Source organism: Pseudoroseomonas sp. WGS1072 (assembly GCF_049340465.1).
GTDB lineage: Bacteria > Pseudomonadota > Alphaproteobacteria > Acetobacterales > Acetobacteraceae > Pseudoroseomonas.
Genome location: NZ_JBMPSU010000001.1, coordinates 3,483,292 through 3,509,612 on the forward strand (window position 1 = coordinate 3,483,292; position 26,321 = coordinate 3,509,612).

Consider the following 26,321-nt stretch of genomic DNA (forward strand, 5'->3'; position numbering starts at 1 on the left):
TCAGCGGCGGGAGGCCAGCAGGATGCTGGTCAGGATCAGCGCCAGCGCCACGGCATGCTGCCAGCCGAGCGGCTCGCCGAGCAGCAGCACCCCGGCCAGCACCGCCAGCACCGGCACCAGCAGCGTGCCCATGGCGGCGATGCCGGCCGGCAGGCGCCGCAGCGCGGCGAACCAGGTGATGTAGCAGACGGAAAGCGGCAGCACGGCCATGTAGATCACGCCGGCCCAGCCCAGGATGGACACCTGGCCCCATTCCGGCCTCTCCACCAGCCAGGATGCGCCGAGGATCGGCAGGCAGCCCAGCCCGACCTGCCAGACGACCTGGGTCAGCGGCGGCAGCCGCAGCGGCCGGCGCTTGCTCATCACGGCGCCGGTCCCGAAGCAGAGCGCCGCGGCCAGGATCAGCGCCACGCCGGGCAGCTTGCCGAGCCCCAGGCCCAGCGGCTGGCCGCCGACCAGCACCACGACTCCCAGCAGGCCGAGCGGCAGCGCCAGGGTCTGCGCGGCGCCGGGCTTCTCCCCCAGCATCAGCCAGGCCAGGAGCGTCGTCCAGACCGGCAGCGTGGCCGAGACGATGGCGCCCTCTCCCGAGGAGAGCCAGGTCAGGCCGAGGGTGGAGAGGCCCATCCAGGCGCTGAAGTTGAGCAGGGCGGCCAGGGCCAGGCTGGACCATTCGCCGCGCGGCACCCGCAGCGGCAGGCGCATCAGCATCGCGGCGATGGCGAGGCCGGCCGCCGCCAGGAGCGCGGCACTGCCGCGTGCGGCCAGCGGCGGAAGGTCCTGCAGCACCGTCTTCAGGACCGGCCAGGTGAAGCCCCAGCCTGTCGCGGTGACCAGGAGGAGGGCGAAGCCCGTCCGCCGATCGGAGGATGGCGCTGCGGCGAGGCTGGAGATGTCGGAAACTCCCTGACCGTCCTCCCGGCGCGGTGTCTCCGGGCGGCGACTCCGGACCATTGGCCCGGGCAGGCTTGCAGAGGTGTGCCGAGCCGGCAAGATGAGCCCCCTGCACCAGCGAGAGGTCACGATGCCAGGCACCAATCAGCGGATCGACGCCAAGCGTCTCTGGGACACCCTCATGGACATGGCGACCATCGGCGCCACGGCGAAGGGCGGCGTCCGGCGCCTGACGCTGACGGAGGTGGACAAGGCCGGCCGGCAGCGCTTCACCGAATGGTGCGAGGCGCTGGGCCTGACGGTCCGGGTGGACGCGATCGGCAACATGTTCGCCCGGCGCGAGGGGCGCGACAGCAGCCGCCTGCCCGTGCTCATGGGCAGCCATCTCGACAGCCAGCCCTCGGGCGGCAAGTTCGACGGCGCGCTCGGCGTCATCGCCGGGCTGGAGGTGATGCGCAGCCTGAAGGACCTCAACATCGTCACCGAGGCACCGATCGAGCTGGTCAACTGGACCGACGAGGAGGGCAGCCGGTTCGGCCATTCGCTGATGGGCAGCGGCGTCTGGGCCGGCATCTATACGCTCGACAAGGTCTATGCGCTGGAGGATGTGGAAGGCGTCAAGGTCGGCGAGGCGCTGGAGGCCATCGGCTACAAGGGCGAGCATCCCGCCCGCCCCTTCCCCGCCGATGCCTATTTCGAGCTGCATATCGAGCAGGGCCCGATCCTGGAGAAGGAGGGCCGGCAGATCGGCGTCGTCACCGGCGCCCAGGCGCAGGTCTGGTACGACGCCACGATCACCGGCCAGGATTCCCATGCCGGCACCACGCCCCCCTCCGCCCGGCGCGACGCGCTGGTCGCCGCGGCGCGCGTCATCGAGAAGGTCGACGCGCTGATGCGCGCGCGCGGCGAGGACGGCCGTGGCACGGTGGGCTTCCTCCAAGTGTCGCCGAACAGCCGCAACGTGGTCCCCGGCGAAGTGCGCTTCTCGGTCGAGTTCCGCCACCCCGTGGACGCGGAGATCGACGGCCTGGCGGAGAGCTTCCCCGCCGAGGCACGCAGGCTGGTGGAGGAGAATGGCTGCGCCCTGGAGCTGACGGAGCTGTTCCGCATCCCCGCCCAGCCCTTCGATCCGTCCTGCGTCGATCTGGTGCGCCAGGGCGCGGCCAAGCTCGGCTATTCGACGCGGGAGATCGTCTCCGGTGCGGGGCATGACGCGGTCTATGTCGCCCGCAGCGTGCCGACGGCGATGATCTTCACGCCCTGCAAGGACGGGCTTTCGCACAACGAGGCGGAAAGCATCCTGCCGGAAGAGGCCGCGGCCGGCTGCCAGGTGCTGTTCGAGGCCGTGGTGGCCCGCGCCAACCGCGCGCTCTGAAGCAGGCGGGAGGGCGCGGGCCCTCCCGTCTTTATTGGCCATCATTGTGCTATGTTATATCGTAGCAGAATGAGCAATGACCGCACGCTGCGGGACCAGATGTGGTTCCGCCATCCCGGCCCGGACTGGGAGGCCTTCGACGCCCTGCCGCCCGCCATACGCCAGCGCCTGCGCGAGCATGCCTATGATGCCTGGAGCGTGAACGCGCTGCTGCTCTGGCGCTATCTGCGCCGCCGGCATGCCTCGTCCCGGCGGGCCGAACGCGTGCTGCTGCGCCATCTGGATCACTGCGAGACCCTGGAAGGCGCGGCCTTCGATGCCGCCTACCGGGCGCGGCATGGCCGACCCTTGCCGCATTATGCCGCCGGAGCCAGCATCCTGCGCTATGGCGCGATGAGGAAGGGATTGACCGGCGGGGATGCCGGCGGGGATGATGGTAGCGGCGGGCGGACTTGAACCGCCGACCCCGGCATTATGAGTGCCGTGCTCTAACCAGCTGAGCTACACCGCCACACCGTCTGGGAGGCGCCGTTTAAGCGGCCCGGCCGGCGCTGTCAACCGCCTCGGGACGGGGCAGGATGAAGCCGCCGCCGAGCACCCGCTCCCCCGCATAGAGCACGCCACCCTGGCCCGGCGCGGCGATGGCCGGCTGCTCCAGCCGCAGGCGAAGGCACCCGGCCCGCGCGTCCCAGCTCGCCACCGCCGGCTGCGGCATCTCGCGGGCGCGCAGCTTGACCTGGCAGGCGAGCGGCGCCTCGGGTGGCGGAATCAGCCAGTTCACCTGCCCGAGCGTCACCTCATGCGTGCTCAGCTCGCCTCGCGGCGCGACGACGATCCGGCGGCGCGGCGCGTCCAGGGCGGCGACATAGAGCGGCTCCTCGCCATCCCGCGAGGCCTGGCCCAGCCCCCGCCCCTGCCCGACGGTATAGCGCCCGATGCCCTGGTGGCTGCCCAGCACGCGGCCATCGATGTGCTCGATGCGCCCGCCCTCGCCGGCCTCCGGCCGCAGGCGGCCGACCAGCTCATGGTAACGGCCCTGCGGCACGAAGCAGATGTCCTGGCTGTCCGGCTTCTCCGCCACCGCGAGTCCGAGCCGCTGAGCCTCGGCCCGGACCTCCGCCTTGGAGGCATAGTCGCCGAGCGGGAAGCGGCTGAAGGCCAGCTGTTCCGGTGTCGTGGCGAAGAGGAAGTAGGACTGGTCGCGGGCGGCGTCGGCGGCGCGGCGCAGCTCGGGGCCGTCCGGCCCCTCCACCCTGCGGACGTAATGGCCGGTCGCCAGGGCCTCCGCGCCCAGGTCACGGGCCAGGACGAGCAGGTCCTGGAACTTCACCGTCTGGTTGCAGCGCACGCAGGGGATGGGGGTTTCGCCGCGGGCATAGGAGGCCGCGAAATCCTCGATCACCGCGTCCCTGAAGCGCTGCTCCCGGTCCAGCACATAATGCGGAATGCCGAGGCGGTCCGCCACGTCGCGCGCGTCGTGGATGTCCTGGCCGGCGCAACAGGCGCCCTTCTTCTGGACGGCGGCGCCATGGTCGTAAAGCTGCAGCGTGGCGCCGATCACCTCATGGCCCTGTTCCTTCAGGAGGCCGGCGACCACGGAGGAATCCACACCCCCCGACATGGCGACGAGAATCCTCATGCCGCGGCGTTCAGCCCCATCTGCCAGAAGGCCGCCTCCAGCCGCGCCGCCTCGGTGAAGGTGGCCGAGAGGGTCGCGAAGCGGACCTCGCCGCCATGGCTCACGCCCAGCCTGTCCAGGCGCAGGGCGGCGTCGCTGGCCAGCGCCTGATAGCCCGGCGAGGAATAGGTCTCGATCCAGCTTTCGTAGGGATTGCCCTGGCGCAGCCGGCCGGGATGCGCCCGGATGCGCTGAGCGATCTCGCCATAGCCGATGGTGCAGGGTGCCAGCGCGACCTCCAGGTCGAGGATGTCACCCGCCATGCCGCGGTCGAGCACCCAGCGCGTGTAGGCGACGGTCTCGGCCGCCTCCGGCGTGGCCAGCACATCGGCCTCCGACAGGCCCCATTCGCTGCAATAGGCGAAATGCATCTGCATCTCGGAGAGCAGGGCGTTGAGGGCGGAGGCCTTGCTGCGCAGCGCGTCGAGGTTCTCCGCCTTGAAGGCCGCCAGCGCCTTGGCGCGCGCGAACTGCACCAGGAACAGCCAGTCCTGCACCAGATAGCGCTGGAAGGCGGCCTTCGGCAGCGTGCCCTCGGCCAGCCCCTGCACGAAGGGATGCCAGCAATAGGCGCTCCACTGCGCCTCCGCAGCGCCGCGCAGGCGCCGATAGAGACCGCCGGGCTGTCCGAGACTGGGTTTCATGGCGGAACTCAACCGGCGTTTCGCGTGCCGGCCGGAAGCTTGACCACGAGCCCGTCCAGCTCATCGCTCATGATCAGCTGGCAGCCCAGGCGGGAGGTCTCCTGCAGGTCGAAGGCGAGGTCCAGCATGTCCTCCTCGTCCTCGGAGGGGGACTCCAGCTTCTCGAACCAGCCGGCATCGACGATGACATGGCAGGTGGAACAGGCCAGGCTGCCCTCGCAGGCGCCCTCGATGTCGATGTCGTTCCGGTGCGCGATCTCGAGGACGGACAGGCCGAGCGGGGCCTCGACTTCGCGGCGCGTCCCGTCGCGCTCGATGAAGGTCATTTTCGGCATCGCCGTCTGTCTACTCCGCCGCGTCTCGTGTTTCGGAAAGGGCTTCGCGCCAGGCCTCGGCCAGCAGGGCGGCCGCGCGGTCCATATCGGCAGGCGAAGTAAAGCGGCCAATGCCGATCCGCAAGGTCGCGCGCGCTTCCGCCTCCGGCAGTCCGAGGGCACGCAGGACATAGGACGGCTCGACCTCGGCCGAGGAGCAGGCGGAGCCGGTGGAGACGCAGAGCCCCTGAAGCCGTGCCAGCATGGCCTGGGCGGAGGCGCCGCCGGGAAAGGTCAGGCTGAGGTTGCCGGGAACGCGACGCGCCGCGTCACCATTCAGCCGCAACCCGGGGATCGTGGCGCGGAGCGCGGCCAGCAGACGGTCGCGGCATGTCCGGATCCTCTCCGCATCCGCCTCCCGATCGGCCCCCGCCAGCCGCGCCGCCTCGCCAAGGCCGACCAGCAAGGGCGCCGGCAGGGTTCCCGAGCGCAGCCCGCGCTCCTGCCCGCCGCCGGAGAAGAGCGGCTCCAGCCGGACACGGGGACGGCGGCGGACATAGAGGGCGCCCACCCCCTTGGGGCCATAGATCTTGTGTCCCGAGAGGGACAGCAGATCGACCGGCAGGGCACCGAGGTCGAGGGGAACGCGGCCCGCGGCCTGGGCCGCGTCGCTGTGCAGCAGCGCGCCGGCGGCCTTGACCGGCGCCGCCAGGGCGGCGAGGTCCTGGATGACGCCGATCTCGTTGTTCACCGCCATGACGGAGACCAGGAGCGTCGGCACGCGCAGCGCCTCGACCAGCAGCGCCGGGTCCAGCAGGCCGTCGTGGCCGACCGGCAGGATCACCGGCTCGAAGCCCTCCTCCGCCAGGTCGCGCACGCTTTCCAGGACGCATTTGTGCTCGGTCGCCAGGGTGATCACCCGGCGCCGCCCGCTCCCCTGCCGCCGGGCGAAGCGGGCCGCGCCCTTGATGGCCAGGTTGTTCGCCTCGGTCGCGCCGGAGGTGAAGACGATCTCGCGGGCCTCGGCACCGATCAGCGCCGCGACCTCGGTCCGCGCTGCCTCGACCGCCGCCTCGGCGGCCCGCCCCAGGGCGTGTTCGACGCTGGCGGGATTGGCGAAGTTCTCCTCCCACCAGGGGCGCATGGCGGCGAGCACCCGCGGGTCCACGGGCGTCGTCGCGTGATTGTCGAGATAGATCGGCGGGGTCTCGGCCAGCATGGCCAAAAGTATGGGGCCGACCCCGCCGGATCGGAAGCTTTCGCTGCCCCGGGAATGGCGGCCATGAGCCCAGGTCGGGCCATGGCCGCGGGACCGGTCAGTCCGCCTCGCGAACGCCGCACCAGCTGGCGATGAAGGTGGCGATGGAGAGCGTGGTCTGGCGCAGGCTCTCCAGGTTGGTGCGCTCGTCGAAGCCGTGGTTGCCCTCGCCCGAGGGGCCGTAGCAGAGCGCCGGAATGTCGTAGTAGAGGCCGTAGAACCGGGTGTCGTTGACGGCGGTGGTGATGCGCGCCGGCATCTCCTCGCCATGCACCTGGCGGTGCGCCTCCGCCAGGACCTTCTCGGCCTCCGAACCGGGCTCCAGCACGAAGCCGTCCGCCTGGAAGCCGTGCCAGATGACCTCGGGCGGATTGTTGGCCAGGAAGTTGTCGCCCGCCCGCGCCTCGCTGACGCAGCGCTCCACCGCCGCCATGGCCTGCTTCACGTCCGTGCCGGGCAGCAGGCCGATGCGGCAGTCCACCTCGCACCAGGAGGGCGTCGAGCTGGCCCAGTCGCCGCCGCGGATGATGCCGGGGTTGAACTTGATCGGATCGGGCGTGCCGGCGTACCAGCGGTCCTCCCGCGCCGCCACGTTCTGCAGCCTGGTGTGTTCCTGCAGCGCCTGGATCAGCTTCATGGCGGAGAGGATGGCGTTGCTGCCATCCTGCGCCACCGCGACATGCACCGGCACGCCGCGCACCCGGAGGCGGAACCACAGCGTGCCGGTATGGGCGCGCGTGATGCTGTGTCCGGTCGGCTCGGGAATCAGCACGGCATCGGCGCGATAGCCGCGCGCCAGTGTCGCCAGGGCGCCGTTGCCGGTGCTTTCCTCCTCGGTGACCGTCTGCAGGTAGACATCGGCCGCCGGCTTCAGGCCCGCTGCGCGCAGGGCGTCCATGGCGAAGATCATCGCCGCCACGCCGGCCTTCATGTCATTGGCGCCGCGCCCGTAGAGCCAGCCATCCTGCACCACACCGGCATAGGGAGGATGCGTCCACATCTCGAGCGGGCCCTCGGGCACGACATCGATATGACCCTGCAGGATCAGGCTGCGGCCGGTGGGATTCTCCGCCCGGCAGGCGGCGACCACCTGCACCGAACCCGCCGGATCCACCTCGATCATCGGGCTCGCCTTCTCATGGCTCGCCAGGGGCGTCTCCGCGATGGTGAAGCGGTCCACCGCATAGCCCCGCGCCGCCATCTGGCGCGCCATCCAGTCCTGCAGCGGCGCCTCGCGCCCGCGCAGGCTGGGGAAGCGGACGAGATCGGACAGGAAGCCGACCTCCTCCTCGAAACGGTCGTCCACGGCCTTTCTCAGGCGGTCGAGCAGGGTGGCGCTGGTCATGAAGGGTTCTCCGATCGCGGATGGCGAGGATGCGGCGGTTTCCGAAGTGCAGGCTAGTGCCGCCGGCGATGGCCACCATGCCGGAGGCGGAAGCGCCTGCACCGCAAGCCGTTCGCCCGGCGGCCGGGGCGGGTGAACCACGCGGCCTGCGCGCATCGCGATACTGCCGGATACCGGAACCTCAGGCGGAGCGGGAGGCCCGCAGCCGGTCGCGCATCGCGCGGTAGGCGGGGATGAAGCGGTCCACATCCTCGTCACTGGCATTCCAGGGCAGGGAGACCCGGATGGCGCAGGCGGCGTCGGCGCCCAGTCCCATGGCCAGCAGCGCCGGGCTGGGCCCCACCTTGCCGGAGGAGCAGGCGGAGCCGGCCGAGACCCGGAAGCCGGCGAGGTCGAGCGCGATCACCTGGGTCTCGGCGGGCACGCCGCGCAGCAGGAGGCAGGTGGTGTTCGGCAGGCGTGGCGCATCGGCACCGATGACATCGGTCCCGCATTCCTGCTCGATCCGGTCCCGCAACGCCCGCAGTCGGGCGGCGGCGGAAAGGTCGTAGGCCGCCATGGCGGCGGCGAAGCCGGCGATGGCCGGAACCGCCTCGGTACCACCACGGCGCCCCCGCTCCTGCCCCCCTCCGGGCAGCATGGCGGCGAGGTCGAGGCCAGGCCGCAGCAGGAGTGCCCCGGCGCCCTTGGGACCGCCCAGCTTGTGGGCGGAGATCGCCAGGGAATCGGCGCCCATCTCTGCCATGGTCAGCGCGATCCGCCCGACGGCCTGGACCGCATCGACATGCAGCAGCGCGCCATGCTGGCGGCAGAGCCGCAGCGCGGCGTCGATCGGGTGCAGCACGCCCGTCTCGTTGTTCGCGGCCATCAGGCAGACCAGGGCGGCCCCGCCCTCCCGCAAGGCGCGCTCGAGAGCATCGAGGGCGATGCGGCCATCTCCCTGCACGGGCAGGATCCCGATGCCGGGCGCGGCCCGCAGCACGGAGGGATGCTCCGTGCCGCCTGCGAGAATGCGACGCCCCCGGCCCAGACCCAGGATGGCCAGGGCATTGGCCTCGGTCGCGCCGGAGGTGAAGACAAGGTCCTGTGGCCGCGCGTCGAGCCGCTCGGCCACGCGGCGCCGCCCCTCCTCCAGCAGGCGCCGGGCGGCACGGCCGTCGGCATGGATGGAGGACGGGTTTCCGGGAAGCTCCAGGGCGGCGATCATGGCATCGCGCGCCTGTGGGCGCAGCGGCTCCGTCGCATTCGCATCGAGATAGACCGGCATGGCGGGCTACAACGCCAGGGGCGGCGCGGCGCGGCCGCGGACGCGGCCCTCGATGACATCGGCGAGGCTGGTCTCGGTCAGGAAGAGGCGGATCTGCTCGCCCAGCTCGTGCCAGAGGTCATGCGTCAGGCACTTCCGGCCGGCGACGCAGCCCGTTCCACCCACTTCACACCGGGTGGCGCTGATGGGCTCCTCGACGGCGGCGATGATGGCGCCGATGGAAATCCGCGCCGCCGGGCGGGACAGGCGATAGCCTCCGCCGGCCCCCCGCGCCGAGGCCACCAGACCGGCGCGCCGCATCCGGGCGAAGAGCTGTTCCAGATATGCAACGGAAAGTTGCTGCGCCTGGGCGATATCGGAGAGACTGACCGGCGGCTCCGTCAGGCAGGCCTCTTCCTCCCCCGTCGTCACCGCATGGCTGACCTTGGACAATTCACGGTCTCGCATACGAATGGCGAGCTCCGCCATCGCCATCACCGCGTAACGTCCCCTTGTAGACAGGCGCATAATTCACTTCTCTCCCTGTCCTGGCCAGCGGGCGTGCCCAGCCTCTTTCGCCCATGACAAAAGATTGCGGCAAAGGGGCCATGCCTGTTTCCGTTGTGAAACCCCGGAGCGGCTGCGTATAATATTGTCCGTGTCGCGGGGAGCGGAAGCCTGCCCCGCGATGACGACGCCATAAGTTGGGGGAGCCGGCGCCTCGTCTCGCTGCGGGTGCGGAAGGCTATTGGCCATGGGCTGGCGCGTCAATCGCGCCGCATGGCGAAGCCGTTGCCGCATCGGACCCCGATGAATGTCTTCGTGCGTTCGGGCGGATGGAAGTCCGCCGGAGCGGCCATGGTTTCCCAACCGGGCGCTGCCGCGCCCACCGTACTGGATGCAAGGGGACGATGCCCGAGGTCATGTTCGCCGGGCCGGATGGCCGGCTTGAGGGTCGTTACCACCACGCGAAACAGCCCAATGCCCCCGTGGCATTGGTGCTTCATCCCCACCCGCTGCATGGCGGGACGATGAACAACCGGGTGGTCCACGCGCTGTACACACGCTTCCAGGACATGGGGTTTTCCACTCTCCGCTTTAATTTCCGGGGCGTCGGCCGCAGCCAGGGCCGCTACGATGGCGGCATCGGCGAGATTTCCGATGCCGCGGCCGCACTGGACTTCCTGCAGGCGGTCAATCCCAATGCCTCCATGCTCTGGGTCGCCGGCTATTCCTTCGGCTCCTATGTCGGCATGCAGCTGCTGATGCGTCGTCCGGAGATCGGTGGCTTCGTCTCCATTGCCGCGCCGGCCAGCCACTACGATTTCGGCTTCCTCGCCCCTTGTCCATGCTCCGGGCTCATCCTGCATGGCGCCGAGGACGAGCTGGTGCCGGAGAATTCCGTCCGCAAGCTGGTCGACAAGCTCAACACGCAGCGCGGCATCCAGATCGACTACCGCGTCCAGGAAGGCGCCGGCCACGTCTTCACCGCGGACCAGACGGCGCGTGTCGCCGATGCCGCCGAGGATCATGTGCGGACCATGCTCAACCGGGCCCGCATGGCGATGGCCGCGGACTGACCGCCGGCCTCCATCGGATGGCCGCGAAAGGGGCCTGGGGACTGTCCTCAGGCCCCTTTCCTATGGCGGGGCGGTCAGACGGCCGCCGCGGAGGGGCGCGGACGCTCCGGTGGTGCCCGGGAAGGTCAGCGGGAGGCCCCGCAGGACCCGCGCGGCAAGGACGCCGAAGGCCTGTGCCTCCAGGGCATCGCCATCCCAACCGACCGTCTCCACCGCCTGCACCGGCGCGGCCAGAACACGCGCGAGCGCCTGCATGATGGCGCCGTTGCGGCGGCCGCCGCCCGTCACCAGCCATCGATGCGGCGCCTCGGGGCAGTGAGCCGCCGCCGCCGCCACCGACAGTGCGACGAATTCCACCAGGGTCGCGGCACCCTCCGCCGGCGCCAGCCCGGCCAGCCCCGCCCGTTCCAGGGCGTGATGGAAGTCGAGGCGGTCGAGCGACTTGGGCGGCGGTGCCGCGAAGTAGGGGTGCGCCATCAGCTCGGCCAGAACCCGCGCCTCGGGCCGTCCCGAGAGAGCCAGCGCTCCATCCCGGTCGAAATCCACCCCGGCCCTCTGCCGCATCCAGTCATCCAGCGGCGCATTGGCCGGCCCGGTGTCGAAGGCGATCAGCCGGCCATCGCGGCCGATCCAGGTCACGTTGCCGACGCCGCCCAGGTTCAGGATGGCCACCGGCTTCGGCAGTTCCGCCGCGAGGGCGGCATGCACCACCGGCACCAGCGGCGCGCCCTGCCCGCCCGCCGCCACATCGGCGGAGCGGAAGTCATGCGCGACCCGCGTTCCCGTCAGCCGGGCCAGCAGGGCGGCATCGCCGATCTGCCAGGTGCGCCCCTCCCCCGGCCGTCCCGCCACCGGCCGGTGCAGGATGGTCTGGCCATGAAACCCGATCAGCTCCGCCTCCGCCCCGAGCCGCCGGACCGCCTCGGCATGGCGCTCCGTCAGGCGCCGGACGCAGGCGGCGAGGAAGGGATCGTCCGCCGCGATACTCCCCGCCAAGTCCAGCAGGCGGCGCAGATCCCGCCGCAGCTCCGGCGCATAGGGCAGGGTCAGGCTCGGCCCGAATCGCCCGATCCTCTCCCCGTCCGTCTCGATCCACGCCGCATCCACGCCATCCAGCGAGGTGCCGCTCATCAGCCCGATGGTTCGCAGCATGGCCGCACTGTGCTAGGGCCGGGGCCCGGGCGGAAGCCCCCGGGCGGTCAGAACGGACAAGAGCGACGATGGACGAGTTCCTGCAGGCCGCGCGCGAGCGCGGCTACATCCACCAGGTGACGGACGAGGCGGCGCTCGCCGCGCGCATGCAGCAGGGGCCCCTCTCCGCCTATGTCGGCTTCGACTGCACCGCGGACAGCCTGCATGTCGGCCATCTGCTGTCCATCATGATGCTGCGCCTGCTGCAGCGGATGGGCCACCGTCCCGTGGCGCTGCTCGGCGGCGGCACCACCCGCATCGGCGATCCTTCCTTCCGCGACGATGCGCGCCCCCTGCTGTCGGACGCGCAGATCGAGACCAACAAGGCCGGCATCCGCAAGACCTTCGACGCCTTTCTCCGCTTCGGCGAGGGGCCGTCCGACGCCATCATGCTGGACAATGCGCGCTGGCTCGACAGCCTGCTCTACATCCCGTTCCTGCGCGACGTCGGCCGCCACTTCAGCGTCAACCGCATGCTGACCATGGACAGCGTCCGCCTGCGGCTGGAGCGCGAGCAGCCGCTCTCCTTCCTCGAATTCAACTACATGCTGCTGCAGTCCTACGACTTCCTGGAGCTGCGCCGGCGCCATGGCGTGGCGCTGCAGATGGGCGGCTCCGACCAGTGGGGCAACATCGTCATGGGCGTCGAGCTGAACCGGCGCATCGACGCCGCCGAGGTCTTCGGCCTGACCACCCCGCTGCTGACCACAGCCTCCGGCACCAAGATGGGCAAGACCGCGGGTGGCGCCGTCTGGCTCAATCCCGACCGCCTGCCGGCCTATGACTACTGGCAGTTCTGGCGCAACACGGAGGACGCGGATGTCGGGCGCTTCCTCGGCCTGTTCACGGAACTGCCGATGCCGGAGGTCCGGCGCCTCGGCGCGCTGGGCGGGGCGGAGATCAATGAGGGCAAGAAGATCCTGGCCACCGAGGCCACGGCCCTGCTGCACGGCCGCCCCGTCGCCGAGGCCGCGGCCGAGACCGCGCGCCGCGCCTTCGAGGAGGGCGAGGCCGCCGCGACCCTGCCCGGCATCACCGCCAGCCTGCCGGCCGCCCTGATCGACCTCGCGGTGCAGGCGGGCCTAGCCGCGAGCAAGGGCGAGGCGCGCCGCCTCGTCCGGCAGAATGGCCTGCGCCTGAACGACGCGCCGGTTTCCGACGAGGCCCTGGTGGTGACGGAGGCGGATCTGCGGGACGGCGCGGCCAAGCTGTCCGCCGGCCGCAAGCGGCACGTCCTGGTGCGCGCGCCGGGCTGAGCGGCCCGGCGCGGGGCCGGTCAGCGCTGCGCGTTGCCCGCCGTGCCGCCGCCGAAGATGCCCCGCAGGAAGCCGGGCGTCAGCGCCGCGAGCGGGTTGACCGAAACCGAGGGGTCCTGCACCGGCCCTTGCATCTGCCACGTCGCGGCCAGCAGGCCGCCGCCGCGCTCCGGGCTGAACAGCCGCCCCAGCAGCGGGATCTGCCCCAGCAGCGAGTTCAGCACATAGGCGGGCACGATGGTGCCCTCCAGGTCGATCGCGCCGCCCTGGCGCGGAATGGTGCCGCGCGCGGTGACACCCAGGGAGGCCGAGAAGGCGCGCGCCTCATCCACCATCAGGCTGCGCGGCGTCAGGCGGAAGGGCGCTTCCAGGCGGGAGAAGCTCAGGCCCGGCCCGCGCACCGCGTCGAACATGCCGTAGACCGTCAGCGCCTGCAGCAGCTTGCCGACCCCCTCGGCCTCGCGCACCGAGAAATCCGCCATTTCGGCGGTGCCGGTCAGGGTGGCGCCCGGCCTGTTGCCGTCCCATCGGGCGTTCACGGCGAGCCGGCCACCCTCGACCTGATCGAGGATGTCGAAAGCCCGCAGCAATGCGCCCGCATCGGCGGCGTTGAGCAGCAGGCTCCGGCCGCCGCCCTGGGGGAGCACGGTGACATCGAAGGCCCCCCCCGGCCCGGCCTGGCCGGCGATGCGGGCCTCGCGCAGCACGCCGCGCGGATCGGCCGTCACCCGGCCCTGAATGCCGGCCAGGCTGCGGCCGCCGCCCAGCAGCACCCGGTCGAACTGCGCCTCCACGGAGACCGAGGGTCCGGTCGCGGGCGTGTCGGACGCGCCGCCATCCGCCGCGGCATTGGCGGCCAGGGCGGGGCCGAGGTCCAGCACCGGGCCGGAGGCGCGGAAGCGCCAGGGCGCGCCCGCCTGCGCCGGCGGCCTCGCCTCGGCCGTGAAGCGGCTGTCCTGCACCCGGGCCTCGGCGATATCGACCCGCTCCAGCCGGTTGCCGGCGGAGAAGCCGACCTTGCCCCTGGCCCGAAGCTGCGGTGCCTCGACCTGGAACCGGTCCACCGCCCGCAGGTTCTCGTGATCCACCACCAGCTCGGCCTGCGCCGCCGCCGGCGTGCCCGGCGCCTTCTGCCAGGCGAAGGGCGACAGGGTCATGCGGCTGTCGCGCAGATTGGCATCGATACTGACGCGGCTCTCGCCGCTGCGCCGGCGCTCCACCAGGGCGCGGATGCCCACCGGGCCGCTGACGAAGCCCTCGAGGTCCAGTCCGAACTCGGCGATGCGGCTGGCATCCGGCCGGGCCTCCGCGCGGTAGCGCTCGACCACCTGCGCGGCATTGCCGGGCCGGAAGTCCATCTCGAGGCTCAGCTGTGTCGGGATGCCGGCGAGCTGCGCCTCTCCACTGGCCTTCAGCCGCGCCGTGTCGACGGTCAGCTCTGCCGTGCCGCGCTCCAGCCGCTTGCCCATGAGCACGTCCGACAGCCGCATCTGGGTGATGCGCATCTGCGCCTGCACGCGCAATGCCTCGTTCGGAATGTCCGCCAGGAGAGGCAGGCCGAGCCGCAGCACGCCCTCCACCTGGCCGCCGGGCTGCTTCAGGTCCAGCGGCCGGTTCTCGAACAGCTTGAGGCGGGGATGGCGAATCAGCGCGACGATATCCGGCACGGGGCCCCGCAGCTGCGCCTCGATCTCGGCCTGTTCCTGGCCGGCGTCCAGATTGAGCAGGCGAATGGTGGCGCCCGGGCTGCTCAGGGCGGTGCCGGATTGTCGAGCGCCCGCCAGCTGGATGCGGATCTCGTCGAGGCCGAACTCGGCGCGCGCCTCCACCTCCTCCAGCGGCGGAATGGGCCGCAGCCAGTGGACCCTGCCGCGCTGCAACTGCATCGTGCCATCGAGCCGGGTGACGCGCAGGCCGGACAGGTCGGCGCCCGCCTCGGCCCGCAGAGTGAAGCGTCCGTCGCGCAGCTCGCCCCCGGTGAGGTTCTCCACCAGCCATTTGCGCGCGCCGTCGGCCAGCCCCGCGGGCCAGTAGTCGCCCAGATCCGCCGCCGGCACCGCGTCGAGGCCGAAGATCAGCGAGCCAATCCAGGCCGCGTCCTGCAGACGGGCCTCGCCGCTGGCCTCGAGCACCGGCGGCCGCCCCCTGGCGCGAGCGGCACCGGGGTCCGCCGCGGCGGGGACCAGGCGCAGCTTCTCCAGCCGCAACGCCGTCGGCGACCCGGTCGCATCCAGATGGAGGCTGGCGAAGCCGACGCGGAGCTTCTGCGCGGTGAAGCGCCCGCCCTCACTGTCGACCTGGAGGCGCAGCTGCGGCTCGGCGCCCCGCGCGCCGCCATCGAAACGGCCGGACAGGCTGACGGCGAGGGGCGCATCGAAGAGCGCCAGCGGCGCCAGGGCTGGGATCAGCCCGGCCAGTCGGGCCGGTTCCAGCCTCGGGATCAGGATCTCACCGGAGAGCGTCGGCCCCGCCCCCTCCACCGCGCCATTCAGCCGGACCTCCATGCCCTTCCCCTGGCCCGGCAGGCGCAGGGCGGCCGTACCACCGAGGGTCATGCGCCCGGCGGCCCCGCGCCGCAGCGCCAGGTCCACCTGTTCCAGCCGCCAGACGAGGCCGAGCTGACGGTCCAGGATGGTCAGGCGCCCCTCCTGGATATCGACTTCCCTGAGCGCGCCGAGCCAGGTCTCCCGCTCTCCGTGCCGCGGGGAATCGAGAAGATCGCCGAGCAGGCCGCCCCCGGGAGCATCCGCCGCTGCCGGCGGCGTGGCTTCCGCGGGCTGAGGATCCTCCTGCCGCAGCCGTCCCATGGCGAGGGCGATACCGCCCGTCTCGTCGCGCTCCAGCACGATGCTGGGCGCCTGGATGGCGATGCGGAACAGCGACAGCCGGCCGCGCAGGAGTTCGCCCAGGGCCAGGCTCACCGTCGCATCCGGCAGTTCCTGCCGCACCGAGCCCGCGGCATCGCGCAGCTGGACCGACGTGAGCCGCAGCTGCAGCGGCGCCTGCCGGTCCTCGCGGAAGCCGTGCCAGGCGATGGCCGCGTCGCCGATGCTCAGTGTCTGCCCCTCGGCCGGCGGCGGCACGGCGCGCTCCAGCGCCCGCGCCAGGGCCGGCAGGTGCAGCGGCCCCTGTGAAAGGCGCCATCCCAGCGCCGCCGTCCCCAGCCCGGCGAGCAGCGCGACAGCCATCAGCAGGCGCAGGAGGAGGCCGCCGCAACGCAGCACTTGACCGGTCAGCGGGCGCATGGATTGGCTTCCGCATCATGTCCCAGACATCCAGCCTGCTGCCGCCCGCCTTCGACAAGCCAGCCGCGGAGGCACTGACCGAGGCCTTCGCCGCGCGTGGCGCCGCGGAGAGTGACTACGCCGGCTCCGGCTCCGGCCGCGCCCTGCTGGCGGCGCTGGGAGGCCACAGCCCCTATCTCGCCGACCTCGCGGAGCGCGAGAGCGATATCCTGCTCAGATTCGGCCGCGACGGGCCGGACAACGCCCTGGCCCACGCTCTCCTGCCCCTGCGCCGCGCCGATCCGTCCGCGACGCGGGCCACCGTCTCGGCGCAGCTGCGACAGGCCAAGCGCCAGGCCGCGCTGGTCATCGCGGCGGCCGACCTCACGGGCTTCTGGCCGCTCGACAAGGTGACGGGCGCGCTCTCCGACCTGGCCGAGGCGGCCATCGATTACGCCTGCGCCCATCTGCTGCGCGAGGCCGCCGCCCGCCAGGAACTGCGCCTGCCCCGCGCCCGCCGCCATGAGCCGAGGGAGGTCGCGCGCGGTTCAGGCCTCGTCATCCTCGGCATGGGCAAGCTGGGGGGGCGTGAACTCAACTATTCCTCCGATATCGACCTGATGGTGCTCTACGAGCCGACGGCCGCAGCCTATCACGAGGAACGCGCCGGCGCCCTATACGTGCGCATCGCGCGTGATCTCGTGACGCTGATGGAGGAGCGGACGGCGGGAGGCTATGTGTTCCGCACCGACCTTCGCCTGCGCCCCGACCCGGCGGCCACGCCGCTCGCGGTCAGCATCCCGACCGCCATCACCTACTACGAATCGATGGGCCAGAACTGGGAGCGGGCGGCGATGATCAAGGCCCGGCCCGTCGGCGGGGACCGCGCGCTGGGCGAGGCCTTCCTGGCCGAGATCCGCCCCTTCGTCTGGCGCCGGCATCTGGATTTCGCGATGATCGCCGATATCCACGGCATCAAGCGCCAGATCCACGCCGCCCATGCGGGGCGCGGCGCGCATGCCGAGGTGCAGGTCGCCGGGCATGACGTGAAGCTCGGCCGCGGCGGCATCCGCGAGATCGAGTTCATCGCCCAGGTCCTGCAGCTGATCTGGGCCGGCCGCGATCCCGGCCTGCGCGATCCGACGACGCTCGGTGCCCTCGCCGCCCTGACGATGGCCGGCAAGATCGACCGGCGGGCGGCCTCCCGCCTGGCCGATGCCTATGTCTTCCTGCGCAATGTCGAGCACCGGCTGCAGATGGTGGCCGACCGGCAGACCCAACGGCTGCCGGAGGATGAGGAGAATCTGGCGCGCATCGCCAGCTTCATGGGCTTCCCCGATGCCGACGCCTTCCGCGCCGCGCTGATCGATCACCTGCGCGGCGTCGAACATGTCTATGCCGAGATGTTCGAGGACCGGCGGCCGAGCCTGCCACGGGCCGAGGCGGCGGCGGGCCCGGACTTCACCGCCGGCCCGGAGGATGCGCAAACCCTGCATGCCCTGGAGGAACTCGGTTTCTCCGACCCCGCCAAGGCGGCGGCGACCCTGCGGGCCTGGCATCTCGGACGTCCGCGCGCGACCCGCAGCGAGCGCGCGCGGGAACTGCTGACGAGCATGCTGCCGGGCCTGGTCAACGCCGTCGCGGCGCAGCGCGAGCCCGACGCGGTGCTCTCGCGCTTCGACATGGTGCTCTCGCGCATGACGGCCGGGGTGCACATGCTGTCGCTGTTCCAGCGCAACCCGGCGCTCCTGGAGCGCATCGCCGGCATCCTCGGCGCGGCCCCCGCCCTCGGGGACCACCTGGCCTATACGCCCTCCTCCCTGGAGGGCCTGCTGGGCGGCGGCGGGCCGGGCGGCGCGGCGGCGATGCTGCCGGGGCTGGTGGGCGGGGCGCGGCACGTCGAGGAGGCGCTGGACGGCGCCCGGCGCCTGGTGACGGAAGGCAAGTTCGAGATCGACGCCGCCGCCCTGGAAGGCGCCATCGGCGCGGACGACGCCGGGCGCGCCCGCAGCGATCTGGCGGAGGCCGCCATCTCCTCCCTGCTGCCGCATGTCGTGGCGGATTTCTCGGCGCGCTTCGGCCGCGTCCGCGGCGGTTCCCTGGCGGTGGTCGCCCTCGGCAAGCTGGGCGGGCGGGAAATGCTGCCGGCCTCCGATCTCGACCTGCTGCTGATCTACGATCATCCGGAAAAGGCCGAGGGCAGCACCGGCGCCGCCCGTTCCCTGCCGGCCAGCACCTATTTCAGCCGGCTGGCGCAGCAGGTCATCGCGGCCGTCACCGCGCCCGGCGCGGAGGGCAAGCTCTATGAGGTGGACATGCGGCTGCGGCCCTCGGGCAACAAGGGGCCGGTCGCCACCTCGCTGTCGAGCTTCCGCCGCTACCACGACGAGAGCGCCTGGACCTGGGAGCGCATGGCGCTGACCCGGGCACGTTGCGTCGCCGGGCCCGTGGCGCTGCGGCGGCGCATCGGCGGGGCGATCCGGCAGGCGGTGCTGGCCCATGCGGGGGATGCCGCCATCGCCGACGCGGTGGCCATGCGCCGCCGCATGCTGCGCGATCTGCCCGCCGATGGGCCCTGGGACGTCAAGGCCATGGCCGGCGGCCTGATCGAGGTCGAGTTCATCGCCCAGGCGCTGCAACTGGCGCATGCCGCGCAGCATCCGCGCATCCTCTCCCCCACCACCGTCGAGGCACTGTCCCGCCTCGCCCGGGCCCGCCTGCTGCCGGCGGAGGAGGCGGAGCGGCTGATCGCCGCGGATCGCCTGTGGCGCACCATCCTGGGTCTGCTCCGCCTCACCGTCGGACGCTGGCGCCAGGCGGAACTGCCGACGCCGACGGCCGCGGCCCTGCTGCACGCCACCACGCCACTGCTCGGCAGGGGCGCGATTGACCTGCCGGCGTTACGCCACATGATGCAGGATCACGCCGGGCAGGTGCGGGCCATCTTCGAGCGCCGCCTGGGCCGGCTCACCGGAGAATCGGGATGAGTGTCGAGGAAGGTCTGCCGGCGCCGGATTTCACCCTGCCGGCGAGTGGCGGACGGACCGTTTCCCTGGCCGCCATGCGGGGCAGGCCCTTCGTGCTCTACTTCTATCCCAAGGCCGACACCTCGGGCTGCACGCGCCAGGCCTGCGATTTCCAGGAGGCCCTGCCGGCGCTGGAGCGCGGCGGGCTCGAGGTGATCGGCGTCTCGCCCGATCCCATGCCGCCCATCGAGAAATTCGCCCAGAAGTACGGGCTGAGCTTCCCTCTCGCCTCGGATGCGGAGAAGCAGATAGCCGCCGCCTATGGAACCTGGATCGAGAAGTCCATGTACGGCCGCAGGTACATGGGAATGGATCGCGCCACCTTCCTCATCGACGCCGGGGGGCGGATCGCGCGGATCTGGCGCAAGGTGAAGGTGCCGGGCCATGCCCGGGCGGTGCTGGAGGCGGCCGCCGCCCTGCCACGCCCCTGATGCCCGGCGCCGCCGGACGTGCCTCTTGTCGCCGCGCGGCGCCCCGTTCATGCTGGCCCGCGAGGGAGGAAGGACAACCATGCCGACACAGCCGGGGCCCGGCCAGGACCTCCGCCCCTCCCCCGTCCCCGCGCTGATCTTCTGCGCCGTGCTGGCCGCCGCCCTGGCCATGGGGCTGCGGCAATCCTTCGGGCTCTTCCTCGCGCCGATGACGGCGGCGCATGGCTGGACCGCCAGCGGCTTCGCCTTCGCCATCGCGATCCAGGTGCTGGTCAACGGCCTGTCGCAGCCGCTCTGCGGCCAGCTGGCCGACCGTTTCGGCGGCCGTGTGGTGGTGATGGGCGGCGCGCTGCTCTACACGATCGGCCTCCTCGGCATGGCGCTCTCGGACGGCATGCCGGTCTTCACCGTCTTCGCCGGCCTGATCATGGGCGTCGCCGTCTCGGCCGCGGGGATGCCGGTCATCATGGCCAGCCTCACCCGCCTGCTGCCCGAGCAGCACCGCGGCCGCGCCACCGGCCTCGGCACCGCCGGCTCCTCCTTCGGCCAGTTCCTGGTGGTGCCACTGGCGAGCGTCGGCATCGCCAGCCTGGGCTGGCAGGCGGCGCTGTTGGTCATGGCCGCCGTCTCGCTGGCGATGGTGCCGCTGGCCCTGCCGCTGCGGGACAGTCCGAAGGCGAGGCCGCAGGCCGCCCTGGCGGCCGAGGAGGAAGGCGCCGGCCGCGCCCTGCGCCGCGCCTTCACCAGCACCTCCTTCTGGTGCCTGTTCAGCGGCTTCTTCGTCTGCGGGCTGCACGTCAGCTTTCTCACCGTGCATCTGCCGGGCTTCGTGGCCAGCTGCCACCTGCCGCTCTATGTCGGCGCCGGCGCGCTGAGCCTGATCGGGCTGTTCAACGTCGCCGGCTCGCTGATCTCGGGCGAGCTGACACAGAAGTGGCGGCGGCGGGAGTTGCTGGTCGGCATCTACGGCGCGCGCGCGGCGCTGATGGTGGTGTTCTTCCTGGCGCCGAAGACCACCGGCACCATCCTGGTCTTCTCCGCCCTCATGGGCCTGCTCTGGCTGTCCACCGTGCCGCCCACCGTCGCGCTCTGCGCGCGCAACTTCGGCACGCGCTGGCTGGCCACGATCTACGGCCTCGTCTTCCTCGGCCACCAGCTGGGCGGCTTCACCGGCGCATGGCTGGGCGGGGTGATCTTCGACCGGACGGGCAGCTATGACCTGATGTGGATCATCAGCATCCTGGCCGGCGTCTTCGCCGCGCTGGTGCACCTGCCGGTGCGGGATGCCATCCAGCCGCTCGCGCGGCCGGCCTGAGGACGCCAAGCCCCTCTTCACTTACGCTTCCGGAGAACCGCGAGAATGCTCCTCGACCACCGCACCTATGTCTGCCGGCCCGGCACGCTGAAGAAGCATCTCGAGATCTATGAGAAGCACGGCTGGGCCGCGCAGACCCGGCATCTCGGCATGCCCGTCGCCTATCTGACGACGGAGACGGGCAATGTGAACACCTATGTCCACATCTGGGCCTATGCCGACGCCGCCGACCGCGCGGCAAAGCGCGCGGCCATGCAGGCGGACCCCGACTGGATCAACTACCTGCGCCTCAGCGCCGAGGCGGGCTATCTGGTGAGCCAGGAGAACCGGCTGATGACGCCGGTGGCCTTCGCGCCCGCGCCCCTGCGGCAGGGCGCCTAAAGCCGGGCGCCGGACGCGCCGCGGCTGAGGTCCCGGCCGCCTCTGGCGGCCGGGGCGCGCGTCACTCCGGGTCGCCGGTGTCGGCGATGAGGCCGGCCGCCTCGATGCCCGCCACGGCGCAGACCTCGTCCTTGTCCGAGGCATCGCCGGAAATGCCGACCGCGCCGAGGACCGTCCCCCCGGCATCGCGCACCAGCACGCCCCCCGGCACCGGCACCGCACGGCCGCCGCACAGGTCGGAGAAGGCGTTCATGAAGCCCGGCATCTTGGCCGAGCGGCGCGCCAGCTCACGCCCGCCGAAGCCCAGCGCCATGGCACCGAAGGCCTTGCCCGCGGCGATATCGGGGCGCAGCAGGCTGGCGCCATCCTCCCGCAGCAGGAGCTTCAGCTGCGCGGCCTGGTCCAGCACCACCACCGTGAGGGGCGCGAGGCCGAGGGCGCGGCCCTTGGCCAGCGCCGCCTCGCCGATGCGCGAGGCGACGTCGAGCGCGATGCCGGGCGCGAAGCCGGTCGGGGGATTGGGCATGTCCTACCTTCCACGTGTTGCGCGGCGGCGTATCAGGCCGCCGCTTCCTGGAGCGCGCGCCACACCACCTCGGGCGTGGCCGGCATGTCGATATGGCGCACGCCGCGCTCCGACAAGGCATCCACCAGCGCATTCATCACCGCCGGCAGCGAACCGGCACAGCCGGCCTCGCCACAGCCCTTGGCGCCCAGCGGGTTGGTCTTGGCCGGCACCGCATGGCTGTGGAAGGCGAAGCTCGGCAAATCGCCCGCGCGGGGCACGGCGTAATCCGAGTAGGAGCCGGAGAGCAGCTGTCCGTCCTCGCTATAGGCGGTCCGTTCCATCAGCGCCTGGCCGATGCCCTGGGCGATGCCGCCATGCGCCTGCCCCTCGACCAGCAGCGGATTCACCACCACGCCGAAATCGTTGACGGTGACATAATGGTCGATCCGCACCATGCCCGTCTCGGGGTCCACCTCCACCTCGGCGATGTGGCAGCCATTCGGATAGGCCATCGGCGCCTCCTCGAAGACATGCCTCACATCGAGGCTTCCGGGCACATCCTCCGGCAGGGCGCCGCCGTCCCGCAGGCGCGCGGCCAGGTCGATGAGGCTGATGCCGCGGTCGGTGCCGGCGATCAGCAGGCGCGCGCCGCCCTCGGCATGGGGCTCGAACTCGATATCGGCCTCGGCCGCCTCGAGCAGATGCGCGGCGGCGCGGCGCGCCTTCTCGACCACCTTGGCCGAGGCCTCGATGATCGCCGCGCCGGACGCCATGAGCGATTTCGAGCCGCCGGTGCCGCCGCCCGCGATCAGCTCATCCGAATCGCCCTGCAGCAGCCGGATACGCTCGAAGGGGATACCGAGCGCCTGGTACAGCACCTGGGCGAAGGGCGTCCAATGGCCCTGGCCGTAGTCCAGGGTGCCGGTGATGATGGTGACGGTGCCGTCGGCCTCGAAGCGGATCCCACCCATCTCCTTGGCCGGCGGCGCCGTGCATTCGAGGAAGTTGCCGATGCCGCGCCCGCGCAGCAGCCCGCGCGCCGCGCTCGCCGCCTTGCGCGCCGCGAAACCTTCCCAATCCGCTTCCCGCAGCGCCTTGTCGAGGACGGCGGTATACTCGCCGCTGTCGTAGCTGGAGCCGGAGGCCGCCTTGTAGGGCAGTTGCTCGGGCCGGATATGGTTGCGGCGGCGCAGCTCGATGGCATCGATGCCCATCTCCGCCGCGGCCGTCTCGATCAGCCGCTCCATGAAGTAGTTGCCTTCCGGGCGGCCGGCGCCGCGATAGGCCGAGACGGGCGTGGTGTTGGTCAGCAGGCAGCGTGTCGCCACCTCGATCAGCGGCGTCGCGTAGTTGCTCTGGATGTTGCGAACGAAGTTCATCGTGCCCATCAGCGGGCCGACGGTGCTCAGATAGCCGCCCATATTCGCGAAGGTGGTCAGGCGCACCGCCTGGAAGCGGCCCTCGGCATCCAGCGCCAGCTCGGCGCTGACCTCATGATCCCGGCCGTGGCAATCCGACAGGAAGCTGCCGGTGCGCTCATCCGTCCACTTCACCGGCCGGCCCAGCTGCCGCGCCGCATGCAGCAGGCAGACATATTCCGGATAGGCGGAGGCCTTCATGCCGAAGCTGCCGCCGACATTGCCGGTCAGGATGCGCAGCTTCTCCGTCGGCACCTTCAGGAGGTCGTTGGCCATCTGGTTGCGAAGGCCGAAGACGCCCTGGCTGCCGACATGCAGGGTGTACCGGCCGGTCGCCTCGTCGTATTCGCCGATGGCGCTGCGCGGCTCCATCGCACAGACCACGATGCGGTTGTTGCGCAGATGCAGACGCGTGACATGCGCCGCGCCCGCGAAGGCCGCCTCCACCTTTTCCCTGTCGCCGAAATGGAAGTCGAGAACCTGGTTGCCCGGCACATGCTCGTAGAGCAGCGGTGCCTCCGGGGCGGCGGCGGCGGCGGCCTCGGTGACGGCGGGCAGGGTGTCGATGTCCGGCAACACCGCCTCGGCGCCGTCCCGCGCCGCGTCCCGGGTCTCGCCGATCACGCAGGCGATGGGATCGCCCACGAAGCGGACACGATCCAGCGCCAGGGCGGGGCGCTCGACATTGATCAGGCCGGGCAATGGCAGAGTGCAGCGCATCGTGCCGAAGCCGGCGGCCTGAAGGTCCCGCCCGGTATACACCGCCACCACACCCGGCGTGGCCAGGGCAGCCTCCACATCCAGCCCACGCAGCACGCCGTGCGCGTAGGGGCTGCGGACCATGACGCACCAGAGCTGGCCCGGCCGCTGCAGATCGTCGGTGTACCGGCCTTCGCCCCGCAGCAGGACCGGGTCCTCGTTCCGCGGCACCGCCTGTCCGACGCCGAACTTCATTCCGGAAGGGGAAAGCGGAAGGGAATCCGGCATGCAGCGTGCTCCGTGGCAGGGCGGGAAGCCAGGGAGCCTAAAAGCATCCGGGCCGCAGCGCGAGCCTCGGAAGGCAGGATAATGCACGCCGGGGTGCGGGCGGGACGATCGACCCCGGCATCCCTACCCCGGCACGATAATCCAGGATCAGAATACAACCCTGGATTGTATATCTCATTTTGGCATCACACTGCCTTACGGGCGAGCTCTTCCGAATTGGCCGGCTTGGAGGGGGTCAGCGTCCGGGCCGTGGAGTCGGCCTCGACCATCATGCCTCGCAACTCCCGCAGGAAGGCGGCACCCTTGACGGTGCGCTGGATCAACACGCTGCGGCGATCCTGCGGATCGGTCTTGCGGCGCGCGAGATCGAGTTCGCCCAGGCGGTCGAGGGCGCGGGTGATCGCCGGTTTCGACACGTTGAGGGTCGCGGCCAGCCCACGGACGGTATGCGGATTGTCGGAGAGATAGACGGTCAGGAAAACGCCAAGCTGGCGGGCGGACAGGTCATGACCGTCCCTGCGCACCAGAGACACGACAGTATCCCGCAGGATGCCTAAAAGCTGCTCCGGGGCATTCTGAACTGCCATGTTCCACTTCTCCTTCTCTTGGCTGACTGGACCGCCACATCACTTTTATGTGAAATCGGCGGTTCGCGCGCAGTGTCGTCGTCTCGAATGTGAAAAAATCCTACCGGGCAGATCCATAACGGTGCCTGTCTCGGTCAGCGGGATATGCTTCTGCTCCGTTGCTCATGGAGCCAGACGTCGCGGCGCGGCGCCTCGCTCGGAGGACGGGAATCGAAAGCCCATTCGACGCGTCCATCTAATAATATTGGCAACCAAACTGTCCAGCGACGAAACGTAACCGCCCCTCGGAAATCATTACGATAAGGGAGTCGGATCAGGACTTCGCCGCCAGCTTCCAGTGGAGCACAGCAGTCTGCCGATCTCCATGCGGCGTTGTCGTCATCCTCATGGAAACAGCATGCTGTCCCGCTTTCCACGCCGTCAGTCCCGGCCCGAAGAATCTTCTTTCCGATTGTAAATACCGATTACTACCCGTCTTCGGTTCACATGGCTCCATTTCGCAGTATCCGCTCGACAATCGCCTGTACTTCGAACGCCTCGCGCAGGGTGGCGAGATCCTGCGGCTTGCCTTCGACGAGCGCCCGCAGCTTGCTCAGTTGCCGTTGCAGGACCAGCGGTCGCATTTCCGCGTTGGACAGCGCTTCCGCGGCGGGTTGCCAGCTCCCATCCTGGAGACGTTCCGCCAGGGACCAGTTCCGAAGGCGGATGGCGCCGGCCTCGCCGCTCAAGGTCCAGGAATGCTGCTCGTCCTCCGCGATCCGGCCGACCGTGCCCGAGACGGAGAGAGGGATCTCCCCCGCCCGCAATTCGGCGGCCATGGCGGTCTCCGCCGCATCGTCATCTCCGTATGCTACCGCTGCCGAAACGACGGCGAGAGGGCCGAGTTGCCGCAGTGCAAGAAACAGGAAGTGGGACAGCACCTCCCGCGTGAAACCTCCCTCCTGCCGCCGCGCCAGCCAGGGCGCCGCGGCAGCCTGCCAATGGCGCGGCCAGCGGGCGAAGTCCGTCACGATGTCGAGCCGCAGGGGCGCGCCAACATGGCCATCCCGGCGCCAGCGACTCACCTGCTCGACGGCGGGAGAGGACGCCATGGGGAAGTTGACGGCCGCCCGGGCCCGGCCTTCCTCAGCCTCGGCGACGAAGGCCGCGGCCTCGTCGAGGTCGGTGGCCAGCGGCTTCTCCAGGAACACGGCCTTCCCGGCCTTGAAGGCGCGGCGCGCGAGCGGAATATGCGCGGCCGGCGGTGTCGCGATATAGAGAACGTCACAGGCCTCGATCACCGCATCGGCATCGGGGAGGAAGGGGGCTGCCCCCGTCACCTCCCTCCAGCGCGCGGCCGCCCGCGGCGAGGGGTCCCAGCCGCCCGCGATCCGGATATCGGGATGCGACAGGGCCGCTCCCGCCAGGCGCTCGCCCATGACCCCGAAACCGACGATACCCAGTGTGATGGCGCCCATGACGTCGCGGCGAGCTCCCTGAAAGGGGCGGGACAGTAATGCTGACGCTTGCCGCCCACCACCCCCAAAACAGGGCGTTTCTGCGTCATGTCCGCACGACCCGCCGCGCGCTTCGGAGCGGTGCGGACTTGCCCCCTGGCCCCCTCAGCCGCTACTTCCCCCGCTCCCCCAAGGCTGACCGGGTCTCTCGCAGCCCCGCCGTGACG

The 26,321-nt window shown here is 71.1% G+C and carries 22 protein-coding genes and 1 tRNA gene; 8 read left to right on the plus strand and 15 right to left on the minus strand.

The window, feature by feature from the left end:
* On the minus strand, positions 1–954 hold the full coding sequence (locus tag ACF3NH_RS16355) for a DMT family transporter (protein WP_422924200.1): 954 nt from the start codon (positions 952–954) through the stop codon (positions 1–3).
* A 70-nt stretch (positions 955–1,024) separates the two neighbouring features.
* Between ACF3NH_RS16355 and ACF3NH_RS16360 the strand changes: the two genes are divergently transcribed.
* A complete protein-coding gene (locus ACF3NH_RS16360) occupies positions 1,025–2,269 on the plus strand; it encodes a Zn-dependent hydrolase (RefSeq protein WP_422924202.1) in 1,245 nt (414 codons plus the stop codon).
* A 69-nt stretch (positions 2,270–2,338) separates the two neighbouring features.
* Complete coding sequence (locus tag ACF3NH_RS16365; RefSeq protein ID WP_422924204.1) at positions 2,339–2,725, plus strand: DUF6525 family protein; 387 nt, start codon at positions 2,339–2,341, stop codon at positions 2,723–2,725.
* On the opposite strand, the gene ACF3NH_RS16370 is transcribed toward ACF3NH_RS16365, so the two are convergent.
* The 8 genes from ACF3NH_RS16370 to ACF3NH_RS16405 all read right to left on the minus strand — a co-directional run bounded on the left by ACF3NH_RS16370 (position 2,704) and on the right by ACF3NH_RS16405 (position 9,282).
* Positions 2,704–2,780, minus strand: a tRNA-Met gene (locus ACF3NH_RS16370). The two genes, ACF3NH_RS16365 and ACF3NH_RS16370, sit on opposite strands and share 22 nt — an antisense overlap.
* A gap of 21 nt (positions 2,781–2,801) precedes the next feature.
* Positions 2,802–3,908 (minus strand): tRNA 2-thiouridine(34) synthase MnmA, encoded by a 1,107-nt coding sequence (gene mnmA / locus ACF3NH_RS16375; protein ID WP_422924206.1) that lies wholly within the window; start codon positions 3,906–3,908, stop codon positions 2,802–2,804.
* On the minus strand, positions 3,905–4,591 hold the full coding sequence (locus ACF3NH_RS16380; RefSeq protein ID WP_422924208.1) for a TenA family protein: 687 nt from the start codon (positions 4,589–4,591) through the stop codon (positions 3,905–3,907). The genes mnmA and ACF3NH_RS16380 overlap by 4 nt, the downstream gene beginning before the upstream one ends.
* Positions 4,592–4,599: 8 nt before the next feature.
* The gene (locus ACF3NH_RS16385; protein WP_198364866.1) at positions 4,600–4,926 is read right to left on the minus strand and encodes a ferredoxin family 2Fe-2S iron-sulfur cluster binding protein; all 327 of its coding nucleotides are present in this window, start codon (positions 4,924–4,926) and stop codon (positions 4,600–4,602) included.
* A gap of 10 nt (positions 4,927–4,936) precedes the next feature.
* Positions 4,937–6,124 (minus strand): cysteine desulfurase family protein, encoded by a 1,188-nt coding sequence (locus ACF3NH_RS16390; protein WP_422924210.1) that lies wholly within the window; start codon positions 6,122–6,124, stop codon positions 4,937–4,939.
* Between the two features lie 97 nt (positions 6,125–6,221).
* Positions 6,222–7,508: an ArgE/DapE family deacylase gene (locus ACF3NH_RS16395; protein WP_198364864.1), complete on the minus strand. Its 1,287-nt coding sequence runs from the start codon at positions 7,506–7,508 to the stop codon at positions 6,222–6,224.
* 181 nt (positions 7,509–7,689) lie between these two features.
* A complete protein-coding gene (locus ACF3NH_RS16400; RefSeq protein ID WP_422924212.1) occupies positions 7,690–8,775 on the minus strand; it encodes a cysteine desulfurase family protein in 1,086 nt (361 codons plus the stop codon).
* Between the two features lie 6 nt (positions 8,776–8,781).
* Complete coding sequence (locus tag ACF3NH_RS16405) at positions 8,782–9,282, minus strand: Rrf2 family transcriptional regulator (RefSeq protein ID WP_198364862.1); 501 nt, start codon at positions 9,280–9,282, stop codon at positions 8,782–8,784.
* A gap of 383 nt (positions 9,283–9,665) precedes the next feature.
* Here ACF3NH_RS16405 and ACF3NH_RS16410 point away from each other — a divergent pair, with 383 nt between their 5' ends.
* Positions 9,666–10,334, plus strand: coding sequence for an alpha/beta hydrolase (locus tag ACF3NH_RS16410; protein WP_198364861.1), 669 nt, complete (start codon positions 9,666–9,668; stop codon positions 10,332–10,334).
* Between the two features lie 60 nt (positions 10,335–10,394).
* On the opposite strand, the gene ACF3NH_RS16415 is transcribed toward ACF3NH_RS16410, so the two are convergent.
* The gene (locus tag ACF3NH_RS16415) at positions 10,395–11,483 is read right to left on the minus strand and encodes an anhydro-N-acetylmuramic acid kinase (RefSeq protein ID WP_422924827.1); all 1,089 of its coding nucleotides are present in this window, start codon (positions 11,481–11,483) and stop codon (positions 10,395–10,397) included.
* A gap of 71 nt (positions 11,484–11,554) precedes the next feature.
* Here ACF3NH_RS16415 and tyrS point away from each other — a divergent pair, with 71 nt between their 5' ends.
* A complete protein-coding gene (gene tyrS / locus ACF3NH_RS16420) occupies positions 11,555–12,781 on the plus strand; it encodes a tyrosine--tRNA ligase (protein ID WP_422924215.1) in 1,227 nt (408 codons plus the stop codon).
* Between the two features lie 20 nt (positions 12,782–12,801).
* Here tyrS and ACF3NH_RS16425 read toward each other — a convergent pair whose 3' ends face one another.
* Positions 12,802–16,026: a YhdP family protein gene (locus tag ACF3NH_RS16425; RefSeq protein ID WP_422924217.1), complete on the minus strand. Its 3,225-nt coding sequence runs from the start codon at positions 16,024–16,026 to the stop codon at positions 12,802–12,804.
* A 17-nt stretch (positions 16,027–16,043) separates the two neighbouring features.
* Here ACF3NH_RS16425 and ACF3NH_RS16430 point away from each other — a divergent pair, with 17 nt between their 5' ends.
* The 4 genes from ACF3NH_RS16430 to ACF3NH_RS16445 all read left to right on the plus strand — a co-directional run bounded on the left by ACF3NH_RS16430 (position 16,044) and on the right by ACF3NH_RS16445 (position 21,158).
* Positions 16,044–18,992, plus strand: a complete 2,949-nt coding sequence (locus tag ACF3NH_RS16430) for a bifunctional [glutamine synthetase] adenylyltransferase/[glutamine synthetase]-adenylyl-L-tyrosine phosphorylase (protein ID WP_198364858.1) — start codon at positions 16,044–16,046, stop codon at positions 18,990–18,992.
* Complete coding sequence (locus ACF3NH_RS16435) at positions 18,989–19,462, plus strand: peroxiredoxin (RefSeq protein WP_422924219.1); 474 nt, start codon at positions 18,989–18,991, stop codon at positions 19,460–19,462. Before ACF3NH_RS16430 ends, ACF3NH_RS16435 begins: the two co-directional genes overlap by 4 nt.
* Positions 19,463–19,541: 79 nt before the next feature.
* On the plus strand, positions 19,542–20,777 hold the full coding sequence (locus ACF3NH_RS16440; protein ID WP_422924221.1) for an MFS transporter: 1,236 nt from the start codon (positions 19,542–19,544) through the stop codon (positions 20,775–20,777).
* 45 nt (positions 20,778–20,822) lie between these two features.
* On the plus strand, positions 20,823–21,158 hold the full coding sequence (locus tag ACF3NH_RS16445; RefSeq protein ID WP_198364855.1) for an NIPSNAP family protein: 336 nt from the start codon (positions 20,823–20,825) through the stop codon (positions 21,156–21,158).
* Positions 21,159–21,219: 61 nt separating this feature from the next.
* Here the strand turns inward: ACF3NH_RS16445 and ACF3NH_RS16450 are convergent, their stop codons facing one another.
* The 4 genes from ACF3NH_RS16450 to ACF3NH_RS16465 form a co-directional block, all read right to left on the minus strand.
* On the minus strand, positions 21,220–21,684 hold the full coding sequence (locus ACF3NH_RS16450; RefSeq protein ID WP_198364854.1) for a GlcG/HbpS family heme-binding protein: 465 nt from the start codon (positions 21,682–21,684) through the stop codon (positions 21,220–21,222).
* Positions 21,685–21,716: 32 nt separating this feature from the next.
* Positions 21,717–24,071 (minus strand): xanthine dehydrogenase family protein molybdopterin-binding subunit, encoded by a 2,355-nt coding sequence (locus ACF3NH_RS16455; RefSeq protein WP_422924224.1) that lies wholly within the window; start codon positions 24,069–24,071, stop codon positions 21,717–21,719.
* Between the two features lie 185 nt (positions 24,072–24,256).
* Positions 24,257–24,658 (minus strand): MarR family transcriptional regulator, encoded by a 402-nt coding sequence (locus tag ACF3NH_RS16460; protein WP_198364852.1) that lies wholly within the window; start codon positions 24,656–24,658, stop codon positions 24,257–24,259.
* Positions 24,659–25,140: 482 nt separating this feature from the next.
* Positions 25,141–26,115: a Gfo/Idh/MocA family protein gene (locus tag ACF3NH_RS16465; RefSeq protein ID WP_422924226.1), complete on the minus strand. Its 975-nt coding sequence runs from the start codon at positions 26,113–26,115 to the stop codon at positions 25,141–25,143.
* Positions 26,116–26,321 lie beyond the last annotated feature (206 nt).

Excerpts from the sequence above, each read along its gene's own strand:
- ACF3NH_RS16355 (WP_422924200.1), bottom strand. The coding sequence starts at position 954 with ATGGTCCGGAGTCGCCGCCCGGAGACACCGCGCCGGGAGGACGGTCAG.
- ACF3NH_RS16360 (WP_422924202.1), top strand. The coding sequence starts at position 1,025 with ATGCCAGGCACCAATCAGCGGATCGACGCCAAGCGTCTCTGGGACACC.
- ACF3NH_RS16365 (WP_422924204.1), top strand. The coding sequence starts at position 2,339 with ATGAGCAATGACCGCACGCTGCGGGACCAGATGTGGTTCCGCCATCCC.
- mnmA (WP_422924206.1), bottom strand. The coding sequence starts at position 3,908 with ATGAGGATTCTCGTCGCCATGTCGGGGGGTGTGGATTCCTCCGTGGTC.
- ACF3NH_RS16380 (WP_422924208.1), bottom strand. The coding sequence starts at position 4,591 with ATGAAACCCAGTCTCGGACAGCCCGGCGGTCTCTATCGGCGCCTGCGC.
- ACF3NH_RS16385 (WP_198364866.1), bottom strand. The coding sequence starts at position 4,926 with ATGCCGAAAATGACCTTCATCGAGCGCGACGGGACGCGCCGCGAAGTC.
- ACF3NH_RS16390 (WP_422924210.1), bottom strand. The coding sequence starts at position 6,124 with ATGCTGGCCGAGACCCCGCCGATCTATCTCGACAATCACGCGACGACG.
- ACF3NH_RS16395 (WP_198364864.1), bottom strand. The coding sequence starts at position 7,508 with ATGACCAGCGCCACCCTGCTCGACCGCCTGAGAAAGGCCGTGGACGAC.
- ACF3NH_RS16400 (WP_422924212.1), bottom strand. The coding sequence starts at position 8,775 with ATGCCGGTCTATCTCGATGCGAATGCGACGGAGCCGCTGCGCCCACAG.
- ACF3NH_RS16405 (WP_198364862.1), bottom strand. The coding sequence starts at position 9,282 with ATGCGCCTGTCTACAAGGGGACGTTACGCGGTGATGGCGATGGCGGAG.
- ACF3NH_RS16410 (WP_198364861.1), top strand. The coding sequence starts at position 9,666 with ATGCCCGAGGTCATGTTCGCCGGGCCGGATGGCCGGCTTGAGGGTCGT.
- tyrS (WP_422924215.1), top strand. The coding sequence starts at position 11,555 with ATGGACGAGTTCCTGCAGGCCGCGCGCGAGCGCGGCTACATCCACCAG.
- ACF3NH_RS16425 (WP_422924217.1), bottom strand. The coding sequence starts at position 16,026 with ATGCGCCCGCTGACCGGTCAAGTGCTGCGTTGCGGCGGCCTCCTCCTG.
- ACF3NH_RS16430 (WP_198364858.1), top strand. The coding sequence starts at position 16,044 with ATGTCCCAGACATCCAGCCTGCTGCCGCCCGCCTTCGACAAGCCAGCC.
- ACF3NH_RS16435 (WP_422924219.1), top strand. The coding sequence starts at position 18,989 with ATGAGTGTCGAGGAAGGTCTGCCGGCGCCGGATTTCACCCTGCCGGCG.
- ACF3NH_RS16440 (WP_422924221.1), top strand. The coding sequence starts at position 19,542 with ATGCCGACACAGCCGGGGCCCGGCCAGGACCTCCGCCCCTCCCCCGTC.
- ACF3NH_RS16445 (WP_198364855.1), top strand. The coding sequence starts at position 20,823 with ATGCTCCTCGACCACCGCACCTATGTCTGCCGGCCCGGCACGCTGAAG.
- ACF3NH_RS16450 (WP_198364854.1), bottom strand. The coding sequence starts at position 21,684 with ATGCCCAATCCCCCGACCGGCTTCGCGCCCGGCATCGCGCTCGACGTC.
- ACF3NH_RS16455 (WP_422924224.1), bottom strand. The coding sequence starts at position 24,071 with ATGCCGGATTCCCTTCCGCTTTCCCCTTCCGGAATGAAGTTCGGCGTC.
- ACF3NH_RS16460 (WP_198364852.1), bottom strand. The coding sequence starts at position 24,658 with ATGGCAGTTCAGAATGCCCCGGAGCAGCTTTTAGGCATCCTGCGGGAT.
- ACF3NH_RS16465 (WP_422924226.1), bottom strand. The coding sequence starts at position 26,115 with ATGGGCGCCATCACACTGGGTATCGTCGGTTTCGGGGTCATGGGCGAG.